The 17,641-nt window shown below is 73.0% G+C and carries 12 protein-coding genes; 3 read left to right on the forward strand and 9 right to left on the reverse strand.

Annotated elements, in window-relative coordinates; translation table 11 throughout:
- The first annotated feature begins 4 nt into the window (after positions 1-4).
- Positions 5-547 (forward strand): carboxymuconolactone decarboxylase family protein, encoded by a 543-nt coding sequence (locus tag ACLJQM_RS45155; protein WP_247023295.1) that lies wholly within the window; start codon positions 5-7, stop codon positions 545-547.
- Here the strand turns inward: ACLJQM_RS45155 and ACLJQM_RS45160 are convergent.
- The 5 genes from ACLJQM_RS45160 to ACLJQM_RS45180 form a co-directional block, all read right to left on the reverse strand.
- Positions 536-1,492 (reverse strand): quinone oxidoreductase family protein, encoded by a 957-nt coding sequence (locus ACLJQM_RS45160; protein ID WP_410636294.1) that lies wholly within the window; start codon positions 1,490-1,492, stop codon positions 536-538. The two genes, ACLJQM_RS45155 and ACLJQM_RS45160, sit on opposite strands and share 12 nt — an antisense overlap.
- Positions 1,489-2,349 (reverse strand): dioxygenase, encoded by an 861-nt coding sequence (locus ACLJQM_RS45165; RefSeq protein ID WP_360781959.1) that lies wholly within the window; start codon positions 2,347-2,349, stop codon positions 1,489-1,491. The genes ACLJQM_RS45160 and ACLJQM_RS45165 overlap by 4 nt, the downstream gene beginning before the upstream one ends.
- 11 nt (positions 2,350-2,360) lie before the next feature.
- On the reverse strand, positions 2,361-3,152 hold the full coding sequence (locus ACLJQM_RS45170; protein ID WP_410636295.1) for a citryl-CoA lyase: 792 nt from the start codon (positions 3,150-3,152) through the stop codon (positions 2,361-2,363).
- Positions 3,145-4,302 (reverse strand): CaiB/BaiF CoA transferase family protein, encoded by a 1,158-nt coding sequence (locus ACLJQM_RS45175; protein ID WP_410636296.1) that lies wholly within the window; start codon positions 4,300-4,302, stop codon positions 3,145-3,147. Before ACLJQM_RS45175 ends, ACLJQM_RS45170 begins: the two co-directional genes overlap by 8 nt.
- Positions 4,303-4,369: 67 nt before the next feature.
- Positions 4,370-5,179 (reverse strand): IclR family transcriptional regulator C-terminal domain-containing protein, encoded by an 810-nt coding sequence (locus ACLJQM_RS45180; RefSeq protein ID WP_410636297.1) that lies wholly within the window; start codon positions 5,177-5,179, stop codon positions 4,370-4,372.
- A gap of 134 nt (positions 5,180-5,313) precedes the next feature.
- Here ACLJQM_RS45180 and ACLJQM_RS45185 point away from each other — a divergent pair, with 134 nt between their 5' ends.
- Positions 5,314-6,723, forward strand: a complete 1,410-nt coding sequence (locus ACLJQM_RS45185; protein ID WP_410636298.1) for an amidohydrolase family protein — start codon at positions 5,314-5,316, stop codon at positions 6,721-6,723.
- Between the two features lie 23 nt (positions 6,724-6,746).
- A complete protein-coding gene (locus tag ACLJQM_RS45190; RefSeq protein WP_410636299.1) occupies positions 6,747-7,223 on the forward strand; it encodes a hypothetical protein in 477 nt (158 codons plus the stop codon).
- A 38-nt stretch (positions 7,224-7,261) separates the two neighbouring features.
- Here the strand turns inward: ACLJQM_RS45190 and ACLJQM_RS45195 are convergent, their stop codons facing one another.
- From ACLJQM_RS45195 to ACLJQM_RS45210, 4 genes are all read right to left on the reverse strand, one after another.
- The gene (locus ACLJQM_RS45195) at positions 7,262-8,011 is read right to left on the reverse strand and encodes a hypothetical protein (protein ID WP_360781972.1); all 750 of its coding nucleotides are present in this window, start codon (positions 8,009-8,011) and stop codon (positions 7,262-7,264) included.
- A 291-nt stretch (positions 8,012-8,302) separates the two neighbouring features.
- Positions 8,303-11,104 carry an ATP-binding protein gene (locus tag ACLJQM_RS45200; protein ID WP_410636300.1) on the reverse strand — a complete coding sequence of 934 codons (2,802 nt, stop codon included), beginning with the start codon at positions 11,102-11,104 and terminating at the stop codon, positions 8,303-8,305.
- 103 nt (positions 11,105-11,207) lie between these two features.
- Positions 11,208-13,484, reverse strand: coding sequence for a hypothetical protein (locus ACLJQM_RS45205; RefSeq protein WP_410636301.1), 2,277 nt, complete (start codon positions 13,482-13,484; stop codon positions 11,208-11,210).
- 7 nt (positions 13,485-13,491) lie between these two features.
- Positions 13,492-17,427: a hypothetical protein gene (locus ACLJQM_RS45210; RefSeq protein ID WP_410636302.1), complete on the reverse strand. Its 3,936-nt coding sequence runs from the start codon at positions 17,425-17,427 to the stop codon at positions 13,492-13,494.
- Positions 17,428-17,641: the final 214 nt, after the last annotated feature.

Here is a 17,641-nt window from a genome sequence, read left to right on the forward strand (position 1 = left end):
CTCGATGCCGCACATCCCGCTCGACCCGGCCCTGCCCGGGATCTCCGCGCTCTTCGCCTACCGGCCGGAGACCGCGGCACCGCTCGGGCAGCTGGCCGAGGTGCTGCTGCGCGGGCCGAACTCCCTTACCGTCGGCGAACGCGAGCTGATCGCGGCCGTCGTGTCCAACGGCAACGAGTGCCGCTTCTGCACCGGCAGCCACGCCGCCGCGGCCGCCGAGACCCTCGAAGGCGGCCGCGCGGTGGTCGACGCCGCGTGCGGCGGGATCGACGACGCCCCCGTCTCGGCGAAGATCAAGGCACTGCTGTGGATCGCCCTCGCCGTCCGCGAAACCGGGCGCGCGGTCACCGGCGAGCTCGTCGCCGCCGCCCGCGCCGAGGGCGCCACCGACGTCGAAATCCACGACACCGTGCTGATCGCGGCGTCGTTCTGCCTGTTCAACCGGTACGTCGACGGCCTCGGCACGATCGCCCCCGACGACCAGGCCGTCTACGACCAGATCGGCAAGCGCCTGGCCACCGACGGCTACGCCGGCCTAGGGAACTAGCACCACGCGGCCCGGGCGGGTCCACGCCCGGGCCGCGTCGTGCAGCGCCACCCGCGCGTAGTCGACCGTGAGGGCACCGGTCATCGCGTGCCCCACCACCGTCAGGAGTGCCTCACGGCGCTGGTCGCCGCTCAGCTCGTTGTTCGTGTACCCCCGGATGCGCAGCGACCGGCTGCGCAGCACGGCCGAGGACACCGGGCACTGCTCACCCGCCGAGCTGCCGAGGTTGACCAGGCGCCCGCCCGGGCGCAGCGCGTGCAGCGCCGCCGCGGCCGGGAGCCCCCACACCGGATCGAGCACGAGGTCCACCGGCGGCCCGGCGCCGAACCGCCGGGCCAGGGTCTCGACGTCGTCGCCGGGTTCGAGCCGCACGGTGGCGTCCGCGCCGAGCCGCCGGGCCCGCTCCAGCGCCGCGTCCGAGCGCGCGCACGCGATGACGTGCCCGGCCCCGGCCACCCGGGCCAGCTGCACCGCCGACTGGCCGACGACCCCGCCGGCCCCGAGCACCAGCACGGTCTCACCCGCGGCGAGCTCACCGGTCGCGGTCAGGCACCGCCCCGCCGCCACCGCCGACAGCCCGAGCGCCGCCACCAGCGCGTGGTCCGCCCCGGCCGGCAAGACGACCACGTCCGCGGACGCCACCACGGCGTGCTCGGCCATGCTGCCGTCGCCGGGGAGCATGCCCGCGGCCGTGGCGAACCAGACCGGCGTGCCCGCCGGGTGCATCGGCGCCGGTCGCGTCAGGACCCCGACCCCCTGCACCCCCGGCACGTACGGCGTCGCCGGGCGCCCGAAGTAGGACGTGCCGGACGCGCAGAGCAGGTCCAGCGGCGTGATCGGGGCCGCGGTGACGCTGACCGCGACCCCGCCCGGGCCCGGTTCGGGCTCCGGCCGGTCGGTCACCACGGGCGGCTCACCCGCCTCGCGGATCTCCGCGGCGATCACACGGGCTGCAGGACGAAGTCGTACCGGGCCTCGAGCCACGGCTCGGCGCAGTGCCCGCCGTCGGGGGTGGGCCCGGGCTCGCGCGGTTCGAAGGTGACGACCAGCTCCTGCTTGGTGCCGAACACGACGTCGCTGTCGAGGTATTCGGCGCCTTCCTGGAACAGGTGCGTGATCAGCGGTTCGTAGCCGGCCGCGTTGATCAGGAAGTGCACGTGCGCGGGCCGGAAGTGGCTGATGTCGGTGCCGCCGATCAGCTCGCCGACCGGGCCGTCCATCGGGATCGAATAGCCCTTGGGCGCGATCGTGCGCAGGCAGTAGGCCCCGTCGGCGCGGCTGGTGTACTTCGCGCGCAGCCGGGCTTCGTCGATGCCGGGGATCTGCGACTCGTACGCGCCTTCCTCGTCGGCCTGCCAGACGTCGAGGACCGCGCCGGCGACGGGGGAGCCGTCCAGCCCGGTGACCGTGCCGGTGACGTAGAGCGGCGTGCCGGGCAGGCCGTCGGACATGTCGCCGCCGAACTCCTTCTCCGGGGAGCCGTCGATGTGGAACGGGCCCAGCACCGTGGCCGGGGTCGCCTTCGCGTCGAAGGCGTGGTTCATCTGCACCACCAGCATGCTCAGGCCCAGCACGTCGGAGGCGAGGATGAACTCCTCCCGCTTCTCGTCGCTGATCTGCCCGGTTTCGGTGAGCCACCGCATCGCGGCCATCCACTCGGTCTCGCTCAGCCGCACTTCGCGGGCGAAGGCGTGCAGGTGGCGCACGAGTGCGGAGAGCAGCTCCGCCGTGCGCGGGTCGTGCGCGCTCGCCCAGCGCGCCGCGGCGAGCTCGGTGATGTTGTCTTCGGTGACGAGCTGCATCGGCGTTCCTCTCAGGGTTCCGGGTCCGGCGGCACCGGCCGGTTGTTCAGGTCGACCGACAGGAAGATGTCGTTGGCGACGGGGTGGCGCAGTTCCTCGGCGAGCTGGCCGATCAGCCCGGCGGTCCGGGCCAGCAGCGCGAACCCGCGCAGCAGCTCCAGCGGCAGCCCGAGGTCGGCGAGCGCGGCCCCGCAGACGCCCGCGCCGTTGAGCGGCAGCGTCTTCCCCAGCACCTGGGGGTGCACCCGCCCGATCGCGGCGAAGAGCTCCAGGTGCGGGCCGCGCAGGCCCTCCTCGTCGGCGATCGCGAACAGCCGCCGGGTGCGGGGGTCGCCGTCCTTGTGCACGTGGTGCCCGAGGCCGGGGACGAACTTCTTCGCCGCACGCTGCTTTTCCACCGTCTCGAGCGCGAGCGCGTCCCAGCCCGCTTCGTCGGCGGGCGCGACGGCGCCGGTGAGCACGTCGTGCAGGAACCGGCCGCAGTCCTCGGTGACGCCGAGGAACCGCGACCCGCCGCCCAGCAGCCCGGCGGCGAGCGCGCCCTGGACCGAGTCGGGCGCCGACAGGTAGGTCAGCCGGGTGACGATCGCGGTGGGGGTGAAGCCGTGGTCGGCCAGCGCGGCCAGCACCGCTTCGAAGACCCGCGTCTCCCCTGGGAACGGACGTCGCTGCGTCGCCAGCCAGAAGGCGAGCTCGCCGAAGCCGACCGAGCCCATCACGTCCTCGGCGAGGTCCTGGCCGAGCAGCGTGATCTTGTCCTTCGTGGACGAACCCAGCGCCGTTTCGTAGACCGGGTCAGGCATCGCGGTCCTCCGTCAGCCAGGCGCGCAGCTCCGCGCCGTGTTCGTCGAGCTCCGGCGGTGGCAGCCGGTAGGCGGCGGGCGTCGCGGAGAACCGGATCGGGTGACGTGTGGTCGGGACGGCGCGATCGCCTTCGCCGACCTCGACGACGGGGTCGAGCCCGAACCGTTCGGCCATCGCGAACCCGCCGTCGATGGTGTTGATCGGTCCACACGGGACACCGACCTTCGTCAGCGCCTCGAACCAGTCCACCGCGCCCCGGGTTTTCAGCCGCTCGACGAGCAGCGGCCGGAGCTCTTCGCGGTTCTTCGTGCGGTCGGCGTTGCGGGCGAACCGCAGATCGCCGGGGACGTCCGGCAGGTCCAGGACCTCGCACAGCCGGCGGAACTGCCCGTCGTTGGCCGCGGCGACGATCAGGTCGGCGTCCGCGGTGGGCAGTGGCTCGTAGGGGAAGACGCTGGGGTGGGCGTTGCCCATCCGGAACGGGACCACCCCGCCCGCGGCGTAGGCGGAACTGTGGTTGACCAGCCCGGTCAGCGCCGAGGACAGCAGGTTGACCTCGACGTGCTGCCCCTCGCCGGTCGCGTCGCGGTGGCGGAGCGCGGCGAGGATGCCGATCACCGCGTGGTTGCCGGCCATCACGTCGAACACCGAGATCCCCGCCCGGTACGGCGGGCCGTCCGGATCGCCGGTCAGGCTCATCAGCCCCGAGATCGCCTGCACCATCAGGTCGTAGCCGGGCACGTGCTTGCCTTCGCCCGAGCCGAACCCGCTGATCGAGGCGTAGACGGTGGCGGGGTTGGCCGCTTTGACGGTGTCGTAGTCCAGGCCGTACTTGGTCAGCCCGCCGGGCTTGAAGTTCTCGATCACCACGTCCGCGCGGGTGGCCAGCTCGCGGCCGAGGGCGGCATCGGCTTCGTCGCGCAGGTCCAGCGCGAGGGAGCGCTTCCCGCGGTTGACGCCGAGGTAGTAGGTGGAGACGTCCCCGCGCACCGGCGGCATCCACGTGCGCGTCTCGTCGCCCTGCGGTCCTTCGACCTTGACGACGTCGGCGCCCAGATCGGCCAGCAGCATCGTGGCGTACGGGCCGGCGAGCACCCGCGAGAAGTCCGCGACGAGCAGCCCGGACAGCGGGCCCTCGGGTCGATCCACGCAACGCCTCCGCATCTGTCCGTCTGACGGACTAGTGTCCGCAGTCTGCTCCGGTGCGGGAGCGTGGTCAAGGCGCGGCGGGGACGGTGACGTGCGGGACGGTGTCCAGGCGCGCGAAGTCCGCGCTGATCTCCCCGGCGGTCTGCAGCAGCAGCGGCAGGTGGTGCTCCAGCAGCTTCTCGACCGGGGTCTCCGCGGCGTGGCAGTTGACGTTCACCCCGGCGATCACCCGGCCGGAGCCGTCGCGCAGCGGCGCGGCCACCGACCGGATACCCGGCGCGAGCTGCTCGTCGGTCAGCGCCCAGCCCCGCGCCCGGACCTCGCGCAGCTCGGCGTCGCGTTCGGCGCGCTCGGGCCGCCACCGCGGGACCAGCCCGGACCGGGTCGGCTCGGCCAGCACCGCCTCCAGCTCGTCCGGCGGCAGCGCGGCGAGCTGGACCTTGCCCAGCGACGTCGGCAGCGCCGGGAAGCGGGTGCCGATCTGCACGGTGAGCGCGACGATCTTCGGCACTGCGACCCGGGCGACATAGACGATGTCGGAGCCGTCGAGCTGGGCGATCGAGCACGATTCGTCGGTGCGCGCGACCAGGCGTTCCAGGTGCGGGCGGGCGACGTCCCACAGGCCGGTCGAGCGGACGTAGGCGACGCCGAGGTCGAGCACGCGCGGGGTGAGCGCGTAGTCGCGCCCGTCGGTGCGGACGTAGCCGAGCTCCGCCAGGGTGAGCAGGATCCGCCGGGCGGTCGGGCGGGCCAGGCCGGCGGCCGCGGCGACCTCGGCGAGCGTCATCGCCGGGCGGCCCGGCCGGAACGCCGTGATCACCTCGAGCCCGCGGGCCAGTGCCTCGATGAAGTCGGGACCGGTTCCCTCGCGTGGCATGGCGCCACCTCCCTCTCCGATGGTCCTGACCGCAGCGTAGCGGCGGGCATTGACACCGGCTCGGCACTGGACGAAAGTGGCGGCACCCACCCGCTGTCCGCCTGGCGGACGAGTGTACGCAAATGGAGGCCGTGATGAGCGGATCGATCGTCCTGCGGGGTGGGACGGTGCTGGCCGACGCCCACCGGGTGCTGCCCGGCGAAGACGTCCTCGTCACCGGCGACCGGATCGCCGCCATCGGCCCCGCGGTGGAGGTCCCCGCGGGCACCGAGGAGATCGACGCGACCGGCGGGCTGGTCATGCCGGGGATGATCGACACCCACCGGCACCTCTGGCAGACGGCCATGCGCGGCTACGGCGCCGACTGGACCCTCACGCAGTACTTCGTCTGGTACTACCTCGAATGGGGCAAGGTGTTCCGCCCCGAGGACATCTACGCGGGCAACCTGCTCGGCGCGTGGGAAGCGCTCGAAGCGGGCGTCACGACCACAGTGGACTGGTCACACGGCCTGCAGACCACCCAGCACGCCGACGCGGCGGCCGACGCGCTCGAAGCCGTGCCCGGCCGGTTCGTGCTGGCCTACGGCAACATCCAGGACGCACCGGCGACGTGGACCGGCACGCCCGAGTTCCGCGACTTCGTCGCCCGCCGCACCGGCGGCGACCTCGGCTTCCAGCTCGCGTTCGACGTCACCGGCGACCCGGCGTTCCCGGAGAAACCGGCGTTCGAGGTGGCGCGCGAGCTCGGCGTCCCGGTCACCACGCACGCGGGCGTGTGGGGCGCGACCGGCGACGACGGCATCCGGCTGATGCACGACAACGGGTTCATGACCCCGGAGACGGTCTACGTCCACGGCGCGTCGCTGTCGGCGGACTCCTACCACCGCATCGCCGCGACCGGCGGCTCGGTGTCGGTGTCGACGGAAAGCGAGCAGAGCGCCGGGCAGGGCTACCCGCCCACCTGGGCCCTGCGCCAGCACGGCATCCCGGTGTCGCTGTCGATGGACACGTCGGTCTGGTGGAGCGGCGACCTGTTCTCCGCGATGCGCGCGACCCTGGGCGCCGACCGTTCCCGCGAGCACCTGGAAGCCCACGCGAAGGGCGAAACGGTGACGCACGCGGCCCTGCGCGCGGAGCAGGTGGTGGACTGGGCCACCCGAGGCGGCGCGGCCGCATTGGGGCGTTCGGACCTGGGCACGCTGGAGGTCGGCAAGAAGGCCGACGTGGTCCTGCTGAAGAACGACCACTCGCCGGCGTCGTTCCCCCTGCTCAACCCGTACGGCCACGTGGCGTTCCAGGCCCAGCGCGGCGACGTCCACACGGTCCTGGTCGACGGCCGCGTCGTGAAGCGCGACGGCCGCCTGGTGGGCGTGGACCTCCCGGCCCTGCGCCGGCGGGTGGAGGCGACGGTCGAGCACCTGCGGTCCCAGCTGGGGGAGGAGGCGTGGCGGCGGGGGATGAACCCGGACGTCCCGGAGACGAAGATCCTGGACAACCCGTACACGTACACGACCTACCAGAGCGACACCACCCACGGCGGCTGAGCCGTCGCGGGTACGGTGCCCGCGTGGTCCAGGTGTTCATCCAGCCGTCCTACGGCACCCCGGAAGCCCGCCGCTACGGTGCGGCCACCCTCGATCGGCCGGTCCCGTTCCGCGACGCCCCCGCCCAAGCCCGGACGCGGCTGGAAGAGCTCCACCCGGACGGCCGCGCCCGCTTCTGGGGCGCCACCGAGAAGCACGACAAGCGGATGGCCACCGTGCGGACCGGCGACGTCGTCCTGCTCACCGGGGGCAAGCACGTGCGCGCGGCCGCGGAGGTCGGGCACAGCTTCCGCGACCCGGCGTTCGCCCGGCGGCTGTGGCGGCCCGATCCCGGCAAGTGCGTGTGGAGCAACGTCTACAGCCTGCGCCGCTACCGGGTGGTCGACGTCCCGTACGAAGCGATCTGGGCGCTGCCCGGCTTCACCACCGGCGACAACTTCATGGGCCTGCGGTTCCTCGACGCCGAGAAGTCGGCCGCGGTGCTGGCCCTGCTGGGCTGAGCGGGCCGGGTCCGCCCTCGCGGACCCGGCCCGGCGGTTCAGCCGCGGTCGCTGTCGCGGTGGTGGTGGTAGCCGTAGTCGTCGGTGGCGTCGGCGACCGACGACACCGAGTGCACGACGGCCCCTTCGTCACCGGCGGCCGCGTACCAGTTGGCGTAGGCGGCGTACTGCGGCACGGCGAGGGCGTGGACGCCCTCCGACACGGCACCGTCCGGCCCGGCCGACAGGTTCTCCGCCTCGTAGGCGGCGTGGTGGTCACCGGCGTGGCTGGCGACGTGCGAGGAGGTGGCCCCGTCCATGTCGGCCGACTGCGTCTCGGTCGCGTAGCTGACGTCGGCGGCGGGCGCCTCCGGCTCGGGGTCCGGGTGGTGCGCGACGGGGTGGGAGGCGTGGTGCGCCGCCGGGTGGTGGGTGGCCGGGTGGGACTCCTGGTGCGCTACCGGGTGCGAGTCGTGGTGGACCACGGCCGGCGTCTCGTCGTCGGCCCAGTCGTCGTCGTCCGACCAGTCGTCCTCGTCGGTGCCGGACGTCTCACCGTGGATCACGGCGGCCCCGCCGATCCCGGCGACGGCGGTGTCGGTCTCCGACCAGTGGTGACCCCACCAGTCGGAGCCCTCCTCGGTCTCGGTCGTGCCCGCACCACCGATGCCGGCCCAGGTGGCCGAGCTTTCGGCACTCCAGGAATCGTGCGGCCAGTCGAGCGGGTGCGCACTCGAAGGACCGGCGATCACGAGGGAAAGCGGCAGCGCGAATGCGCCGGCGAGCGCCAGTCGTCGCAATGTGGACATGATTTCTCGGGGTTCCTTTCCGGGTACGGCGACCGGGCGCTTTCGGGGCCCCGGCCGCCGGGGCAGCACATCTGTCCGGAAAGGACACTACCGACGCTTTGGCCGGGTTGACCTGCGCGAATACCCGATCGGTGCGCAGGAACCGCCGAGCGGAGGACAACGGCGGGAAGGCGTCGGACGAGCATAGGACGTGCGCGGGGAATCGGACATCGTGAATGGCGTGAAATCACTCGCTCAGGTGGCTCGGTGTTTATCTTCGAAATGGACCGAGAAACGCTCGACGCGTCGACGTCACGAACGAGGTCCGGTGCTGAGCCGGCTGACGAGCTGGATGCGGGATCGGACGTCGAGTTTCCGGAACGCGCGGCTCAGGTGCGCCTCGACCGTCTTCTCCGTGACGTACAGCCGTTCGGCGATCTGGCGGTTGGTCAGCGCGTCGGCCGCCAGCTGGGCGACCCGGCGCTCCGACGGGGTCAACGCGCTGACACCCGTGACGCGCAGCCGCGGCGGACGGCCGCCTTTCGTCGTGAGACCGGCCGTCAACCGGTCGGCCAGCGGGTGCGCCTGGCACTCCAGGGCCAGCTCGGCGGCACGCCGGATGGTCGCGCGGGCCGTGCTCCGGTCGCCGCCGCGCATGTGCAGCTGCCCGAGTTCGGCCAGTGTGTGCGCGTGCTCCAGCCGGCCTGGTCCGGTGCGCAGCAGCTCGACGGCCTCCTCGAGGTAACGGCGCGCGTCCGCGGGCCCGGCCAGCCGGGCCGAGGCGCGGAGCGCGACCGCGATGTGACGCGGAACGGCGAAGCCACGGGCGAGCCGGAGCTGCTCGCCGATCAGCGCCGAGGCCTCGGCGGGCCGCTCGGCCAGCAGGTGGGCCCGGGCTGCCAGCAACCGCCACGGCACGTCCCACAGCTCGCCGGCACCCCACCGCTCGTACGACTCCCGGCAGAGCGCGGCGTCGGCCAGCGCACGGACGTGGTCTCCCTGCGCCAGCCGGAGCCGGGTCCGTGAACCCAGCAGCCACAGGTGCGCCGAGGAGTGCGGTGAACGGTCGCCGCCGAGTACCCCGGCCGCGAGCACGGCCGCGGCGTCCGAGGTCCGGTCGTGCTCGAGGTGCACGTCGGCCGCGGTCGCCTCCAGCAGTGGCAGGCCGATGTTCGGTGGTGGCGCGGCCGCCGTACCGAGCTCGAGGTGCTCGGCCGCCTGCGCCAGGTCGCCGCGGAGGAACGCGATCCGGGCCAGGTAGCCGCGGACGATGCCCATCGGCAGCAGCAGACCGCGGTCCACGGCGGTGTCCAGCGCCCGCTGCATCCGCCGGTCGGCCTCGTCGAGCTGATCGGTCACCAGCAGGGTGTGCACCGCCGCCCAGAGCCCGCACCGCTCAGGCGTCAGCACCTCGCCCGCCAGTGCGGACCTGGCGAAGGCCAGCGCCTCGCCGACCGGGCGGCCGGCGAGCACGGCCTCCAAGGCCGCTTGGGAGTCCAGGACCGCCTGCGGCCGGCCGGTCCGGCGGCCGAAGGAGTCCAGCCGGTGTAGCAGTTCCGCCCGCCCGCCCAGGTCGGCCCGTGCCATCCCGATGAGCTCCGCCTCGACCTCCAGCACCAGCCCGGGATCGTCGGCGCCGGCCAGGTCCGCCAACGCCCGCACGAGCAGCGGAACCGCCTCCCGGGGCTCACCGCAGGCGTTGCGGAACCGGGCGTAGCTGTACGCGCACAAGGCTCGTTGCCGGCCGCCGTCGGCCAGGGCCAGCGCTTCCCGGAGGTGGCCGTCGGCTTCGGCGAGGGCCAGGTGGTGCGCGCGGCAGTTGCCCAGCTGCCGGCTCACCTCCGCGCGCTGCGCTGACGGCGGTGGTTCGGCGCGTGCCCGGTCGAGGAACACCGCCGCGTTCTCCGGCGCCCCGTGCCGGAAGGCCTGGTCGGCCGCGGCCGCCAGCAGCCCGACGCGGCCGGGCACCCCGGCCGGCGTGGTCCGCAGCAGGTGGGCGGCGACCCGGGTGACCGGCCGGCCCGCCTCGAGCAGCACCTGCGCGGCCCGTTCGTGCTCCTGCCCGAGTTCCGGCACCGGGATCAACGCGTGCGCGACGTCGCGCACGACCGCGTGGACGAAAGCGGGCGGATCGGCCCGGTCGAAGATCCCTTCACGCGTCAGGCGGCGCGCGGCGGCGACCACCTCCGGCGCCGGCACGCCGGCCAGCCCGGCCACCTCGGCGAGCGCCGCGTCGTCGCCCAGCACCGCGACGGCCCGGGCCACCGCGCGCACCGGCGGGGGTTGCCGGCGCAACCGTGCCGTCACGTACCACCGGATCGCGTCAGGACCGGCCGCGGCGACGGCGGCGGCTCCTTCGGCGGTGGGCCGGACGCCGTCGGTGGCCAGGACGCGCAGCAGTTCCCGGACGAAGAGCGGGTTCCCGCCGGTGAGGGCGTGGCAGGCGGCGCAGAACTCCTCGTGCGCGTCCGGGCCCAGCTCGCGGCGGACCAGCTCCGCGACCGCGCGGCCGCTCAGGTTCCGGGGACGCAGGAGCGTCAGCTCGTCCGTGGCGAGGAGGTCGTCGGCCAGCCCGTCTTCGCCGTGGTCGGCGGACCTCGTCGTGACCACCACCAGCGCGGCGCAGGAGTCGAGCCGGCGGGCCAGGAAACCCAGGAACCGGAGGGAAGGGAGATCGGCCCAGTGCACGTCGTCCACCAGCAGGACCGGCGTGGCCCGCTCGGCCAAGGTGACCAGCAGCCAGTACAAGCCGTTCAGCACCGCGTACGACGCGCCCGGGGCGATGGTCTGGTCCGCGGCGCCGAAGAGGCCTTCGGCGTTCCCCGCCGCACCGCCGAACAGCCGGGCGCGCTCGGGTCCCGCCGCGGGGAGCACGGGCTCGAAGAGCTGGCGCACCACCCCGAATGCGAACTCGCGCTCGAGTTCCGCGGCGCGCGCGGACAGCACCGTGCACCCCCGGTCCACCGCCAGCCGGCGAACTTCCTTCAGCAGCGCCGTCTTCCCCGCGCCGGCGCCACCGTCGAGGACGACCACCCCGCCCTGGCCGGCACCGAGGCGGGCGAGCGACCTTGCCAGTGCACGTACTTCGGCGTCCCGTTCGACGAGCTCCGTCACCGGAGACCCACTCCGATCTGCGGCCGCCCGGACCCACGCGTTTCGTGGTCAGGCAGGGATTTTCACCCTAGCAGTCGGCACTCGGCCGGCGGAGCTTCCGAACTCATCGACGCGCTCGCACCCGGCTCGCCAGCAGCTCCCCGACGTGCCGTCCCGCGGCCACCGCCATGGCCCTGGCGGCGGACTGGGCGGGGCGGTCCGCCGTCCCGGCGCCGTGCCGCCCGAGGGCGACCCGGCCGAGCACCGTTCCGCCGTCGCCGAACACGAAGTGCTCGCCGTGGCCTGTGGCGGACAACGGCATGCCGAACCGGCCGAGCAGTTCGCCGTCGGCGTGGAGGGAGCCGAGCAAGGCAGCCGAGGGGAGGAGTGGCCCGAACTCGACGTCGGTGTCCGGCGCGAAGTGCCAGCCCGGCCGCTTTCGCGTGGCCGGCGCCGTCACCCGCCGGACGACGTCCTCGGCGTCGCCGCGCACGCGCAGCTCGACGTCCAGCACGGCGACCGCCGGGACGTCTCCGAGCAGTTCGATGTCGTGCAGGCACAGGGTGAACGGCCCCTCGGGATCGGCGTCCGGACGCCAGCCCGTCGCGCAGTTCCGCCGGAACAGCCGGCCGTAGCGGCGGACCAGCTCCGTCTCGAGCGCGGACGCGTGCGGGTCCCATTCGCCGTCGCGCAGGTAGTACCCGGGGCCGGGGATCTCGGGACGTTCGGCGCCGTCGGCCGCCCGGGCCGCCTCACCGATCCCGGACAGGTCGAGGCGCCCCAGGATGTCGAGCAGGTCCGCGTGCGGATCGGCGACCTGTTCGCGGACGTCGTCCAGCGCGCGGTCCATCGCCGCGACCACGGCGAGAGTGGCGGCGACGTCGTGGAAGGGATCCGCCGACTCGGCGTCGACGGCGACGAACGTGCCCGGGCCACCGACGTAGTAGGCGGCGTGCCCGCGGTCCCCGGTGGCGACCACGACGTCGTGGACCAGCTCGTCCGGCCGGTCCGGGGCCGGTTCGTGCGCCGTCACCTCCCGGACGGTCACCGGTTCGCCGCCGAAGGCGGCCAGCTCGGCTCCGACGGCGAGCGAGCCGATGCCGTCGGCGATCATCGTCGGCACGGCGTCCGCGAGGTTCCACGGGTCGACCGCGCGCCGCCGGGGTCCGGGGCCGTCGGCCGCGCGGAACGGGTGCCCCGAAGTCGCGAAGACGTTCAGCCCGTTCACCGAGTACAGCGGCCGGCCGAGCCGGGCGGGCCGCTCGGCCAGCACGACCGTTCCGGTGCCGCCGCCGGATCGCACCTCGTCCCCGATCCGGACGTCTTCGATCGGCTTCACCGAGCCGTCGGCCATCAGCACGCCGGTGCCCGCGCCGAGGCAGCTGCTCGGCTGCGGCCGGTACCGGGCGAGCGGACCCCACAGGCACAGGCTGAGCGAATAGCCGTTCGTCACCCCCTGGTGTTCGCGCACCGGGGGCATCGGCGGCTTGGACGCGTACGACGACGTCACCAGCTCCGGCAGGCCGGCGGTCAGGGTCCCCGCCGTCGCCGGCTCGACGTCCGCCCCGGAAAGCGGCCGGTACCAGGTGGTGTAGCCGCCGTTCCACCAGTTCCCCTCGGCGACCTCGCCCGGCACGATCAGCCCCCGGGCCCGCAGCGCCCGGATCTCGGCGTCGACGTCCGGGCACGCCAGGGCCGCGAGGACCACCCAGAGGGTGTACAGGAACCACACCGCCGCGTTCGTGCTGTCGCCGCCGGTGCCGATGGCGCCGTTGAAGTTCGCGACCAGGGTGTCGCCGGCCAGCAGGCGAACGAGCTGCGCGCGGGCCTCGGCGAGCTGCCCGGCGGCCGTCAGGGCCCGCAGCGCCGACGCCGTCGGCTCGTAGGCGGTCTGCACGGCCACGAGGTAGCTCGCGGTCAGCGCGGGCCGGAACTGGCTGTCCATGGCCGCCAGTTCCCCGGCCAGCTTGCCCGTGTCCAGCGGGATCCCCGCGGCCCGGCGGGCGGCGTCGGTGAGCACGGCCAGTGCGTACGCCCGCCACCACGGCTGGCCGAGCCCGCGGGACCGCACCGCGGTGGTGACCGCCGTCGCGGCGGCGGTCACCACCCGCTTCGGGAAGAACGCGTCCGCGTACCCGGCGAACGGGCCTTCGTACGAATAGGAGATGTAGTAGCCCGAGCCGTTCTCGGCCGGCTGAGGCGCGATCCGCTCGTTGGGAAGGGCGAGCTGGAGCACCGCGCTCAGCGCACCGCGGTGGGCCGCTTCGGCTTCCGGGTGGCCGTAGCCGGGCAGCGACTCCAGCAGCAGCCGCAGGTCCGGCAGCAATCCGGACGCCGGCTGCGGTGCGGCACCGGTGACGAACCCGGTCAACCGGGCCTGCAGCTGCTGCTGGGAATTCATCGTCGCCTCAGCCGGCCGGGGTGAGCACGGTGGCCGGCGTCCCGACGACGACGTCGAAGGACGTCGACGTGCCCCCGCATGGGTTGCTCGCCGTGATGCTGCTGCGGGTCCGCGACTCGGCGGCCGCCGGCTTGCCGTTGGGCTTGATGGCGCCGGTCTTGTCGTCGAACCGGAGGAACTCCGGCAGCGGGTCACCGCCGTGGCGGAACTTCATCGGCGTGCTCGGCAGGACCGCGAACCCCGGACCGAAGGTCTGCTGCTCCGACGGCGTGCTGCCGGGCGGGAAGGTCAGGTCGGGCATGGTCATGAAGTTGGGGGCCATCCCCGCCATGGTGAGGGTGAAGACCGATCCCGGGGTGGGGATGACGTCGTGCGACGGCGTGAGCTGGTCGGTCACCACGAGCCCGCTTTCCCGGCGCGCCAGCCACAGGAAGGTCTTCCCCATCGCGGGCTGGTAGCGGCCGTCGCCGTCGACCGTTGTGGGCACCAGCTTGATGTCGAGCGAGCCGAGGAACTTCTCGTCCCCGGTCAGCCGGGGGGATCCCCACGGCTGACCGACCCAGGTCTGGCTCACCACCACGACCGGCGACAGGTCCTGGAGCTCGTCGGGGCGGGGCATCTTCGGCTGGAACGAGACCGACCGGTCGTCCATCAGGCTCAGGTAGCGCACGACCGGTGGCTTCGCGGGATCCGGCCGCAGCACGGTGAAGATGGTGCTCAACCCGAACGCGTCGGTGGTCACCTGCCACACGCAGTCGGGCAGCGAAGTGCCGGCGCCGTACCGGATCGTGCCGTCCGGGTTCGCCTGCACCACATCGCCGTCCACGGTCAGGGTGCTGCCGACCATCAGCAGGCTGCCCCGGTCCGGGTTCCGGTACGGAACGGCGTAGTCGAGGCTGCCCTTCTTGTCCCTGACCCGGAATCCCGCCGGCGCCGCGTGGTCGTTGACGAAGTTCTCGATCTCGTCGGGTACCTGCTTGAACAGTTCGTAGAGCATCAGGCCGACGCCGGCGAGCGCGGCGAGGATCGCCAGCGGGCCGGCGAACGCGAACATCGTCGCGAGCACCCCCGCTTCCGCGACCGTGCCCGCGGCGATCAGCCACTCGCCCACCATCGCGAACAGCATCAGCGACCCGCTGACGATGTTGAGGACGTCCGAAGCGAGCGCGAGACCGGATTCCCCCTCGGCCAGGTGCACGATGCTCACGGCGATCCCGGCCAGGATGAAGAGGGGCCCGATCCGGGTCGCGACGAACTCGTCGAGGTTCGCCCCGAACACCTTCGACACGAGCGAGGCCTCTTCGGCCGTGGCGGTTGTTTCGGTGACGATGACGGCCGTGAGGTTGGCATCGCCGCCGGTGGCCAGCTTGCCGACGGTGCCTTCGAGGTCCCCGATCCACCGGGCCGTCGAGTTGCCGATCTTCAGCAGCCCCCGGTCCAGCTGTGCGGTCTCGCCCTTCATGATGATGTTCTGCACGGCCGCGTACCGCTGGAGTTTCGTCATCCCGTTGACGTTGAAGATCGCGTAGATGCGGACGCCCCGCTTGACCACCGCCGAGACGATCTGCAGCCCCAGCTGGACGGTGTTGATCACGAGGGTGGCCCGCTGGGTCTTGCTCAGCTCGTCCCAGCTCTTGAAGGCGCTGAACAGGTTGAACACGGCCAGCCCGGTGATCCCGCCGATCAGGGCCGACCCGAACAGCTGCCCGACCGACGCCAGCCTCGGGAACTTGCCGGAAAACCACGTCAGCCATTCGCCGGCGATGTAGGGCAGCGCCAGGGTGTCCTGCACGGTGCCGGAGATCGCCAGCAGCGCGTCGATCGAGTCGTGCAGCAGGCGGTCGGCGTTCTCCTCCTGCAGGACGGCGCCGATCGACCGGGCGGCCTCGGCGATCTGCGCGTCCTCGTTGTGCACGTTGCCGTCGACGAACGCCTGCAGGTACTCCTTGACGAGGTCGAAGCTCGTGGCCTCGCCGAGGAACCCGAACATGCTGGGCAGGATGTTGGTGGCCAGGAAGGTGTTGATCGTGCTCACGTACCGCTGCGCGAAGAAGCCGGAGGGGTCCAGGGCGGTCAGCACGGCCACGTTCTGCTGGAACAGCCGGCTCAGGCTGGTGCCGTCGCCGGCCCCGGTGTTGACCGACATCTGCAGCGAGATGTTCGCGAGGATGCCCGGCGCCACGTTGTAGGTGTAGAAGGCGAACGCCCAGTAGAGGTTGTTGGTCTTCGCGTACTGCCCGGCGTTGCGCACATCGGCGATGAGTTCGGCGTGGACGTCGCCGGTGGCGGCCGGGTCGGCCACGACGTTCGCCTTGATGTCGGTGATGTCGGCCTTCACCGCCGCGTCGATCGTGGCCTCGTAGGTCTTGGCGTTGGTGATCTGGTCGGCCAGGTAGCCGGCGGTCATCGGCCAGCGCTTCTGCCATTCGACGCCGAACAGCCGCTGCCCGTGCGCGTGGTAGACCGGCGACGTGGCGACCTGGGTCTTCAGCCAGGTCGTCGCGCGCGGGCCGTTCAGGTAGCGGCAGTGGTCTTCCGAGCCGTTCGCCAGGCCGTAGGTCAGCACGGCGGTCGCGAGCGACTCGTACCACTTGGCCGGTTCGGCCACGCCCGTGACCGCGCTGCCGGCCACCTCGGCGAGGTCGCCGGTGAGGGCCGGCTGGGGCACGCCGGGGAACAGCCGGGTCCACAGGTCGCCCGGGATGCAGCTGTTCATGATGGTGCTGAGGCTGTCGTTGACCCCGGCCTGGACGACGTCGCCCCAGGCGCCGGTTTCGTCCTTGCCGAACGGCGTCATCGCCAGCAGGCCGTAGATGTCGTTCTTGGCGGCGGCGGACTGCTCGACGGCCATGCGGTGCAGCTGCGGGTGCACGTCCCGGTGCAGCGAGATCGCCGCCAGGGCGTCCTCGGTGCTCAACCGGACCGCGGCACCGAGCGATTCGCCGTCGGCCTGCAGGCGCCCCTCGGCCGGCAGGCCGGTGCGCCGCTGGTGCTCCGGGTCGAGGTCGCGCCACACCAGCTCGTCCCCGAGCACGGCGGCGCCGGAGACCGGCTCACCGGCGATGACCAGCCGGCCGTCGAAGACCCCGAACGGCACCGCCCCGGCCTCGGCCTGGTAGTAGCCGGTGAGCGCCGGCGCGGCACGCACCCCGCGGAAACCCGCGAGCGTGCCCTTGGGCGCGACGCCGTCGATCTCGAGGACGCCGGTGATGCCCAGCGCCGCTGAATCCTCCACCGCTTCCAGCCACCACGGGTACACGGTGTCCGGCCCGGTGGCCTCGCGCGGTCCCTTGTCCCGCATCGGGGCGACCGAGGACTTGAAGCTCAGCCGCCACACGAGCCGGCCGTCCCGCTCTCCGAGCTGGATGCCGGCGGCGAAGGCGTCCGGGTCCCACGCGAGGGCACCGGTCTCGACGTCCTTGAACTCGAAGCTGAACGTGGGCGGCTGGAGGGGCCCACCGGGGGTGACGGTGTAGGTCAGCAGCAGTCGGTTCGCGACCCAGCGGGCGGAGTTCCAGGCGGTCGACCCGGGGTCCCAGAGCAGGCCGACGACCGCGCCACCGGACGTCTCGTAGGTGGCCCCGCAGTCGAGGGCGACGTCGCAGGAGAACTGCGCCCGGGCCCCGGCTGTCACCGAGCAGAGGTCGTCCTCGGGCCCGACGGCGCCGTGTGCACCGGTCCCGTCGTGGCTCAGCCGCAGGTGGCCGCCGCCGAAGGCGCCTTGCCAGGTCAGCACCCGGTCGTGCTCGTCATAGCTCCAGGCGTCCCGCGGGACGGGCAGGTGGTCCAGGAAGAGCTGTTCCTCCCCGGCGGCCTCGACCATGGTGACGCGCGCCGGGATCGGCCGCGGCGAGTTGCCGAAGGTGTCCATGCGGGTCACCACGTAGTCGTGGTGGTGCCGGCGTCCGTTGTCCTGCTGGGCCCGGTCCGTGCTCGACGTCATCGTCATTCCCCTCCCGACGGCTCGGCCGCGGGCCACCGCCCGCACCGAAGCGTTTGCTGACGACCGGCGGTCTCCCACCACCGGCGTCGACGACCCGCCCGACGTTATGGACGTGCGCGCACCCGCACGTCAGGGAAATCCCTACAAGAACCCCGCATCCACCGGAGGGGACGGCTTCGTACGTACGGGTCGCTGCTCTGGGGCGGGAGGAAGG

This window comes from Amycolatopsis sp. cmx-4-83 (assembly GCF_046548815.1).
Lineage (GTDB): Bacteria > Actinomycetota > Actinomycetes > Mycobacteriales > Pseudonocardiaceae > Amycolatopsis > Amycolatopsis pretoriensis_A.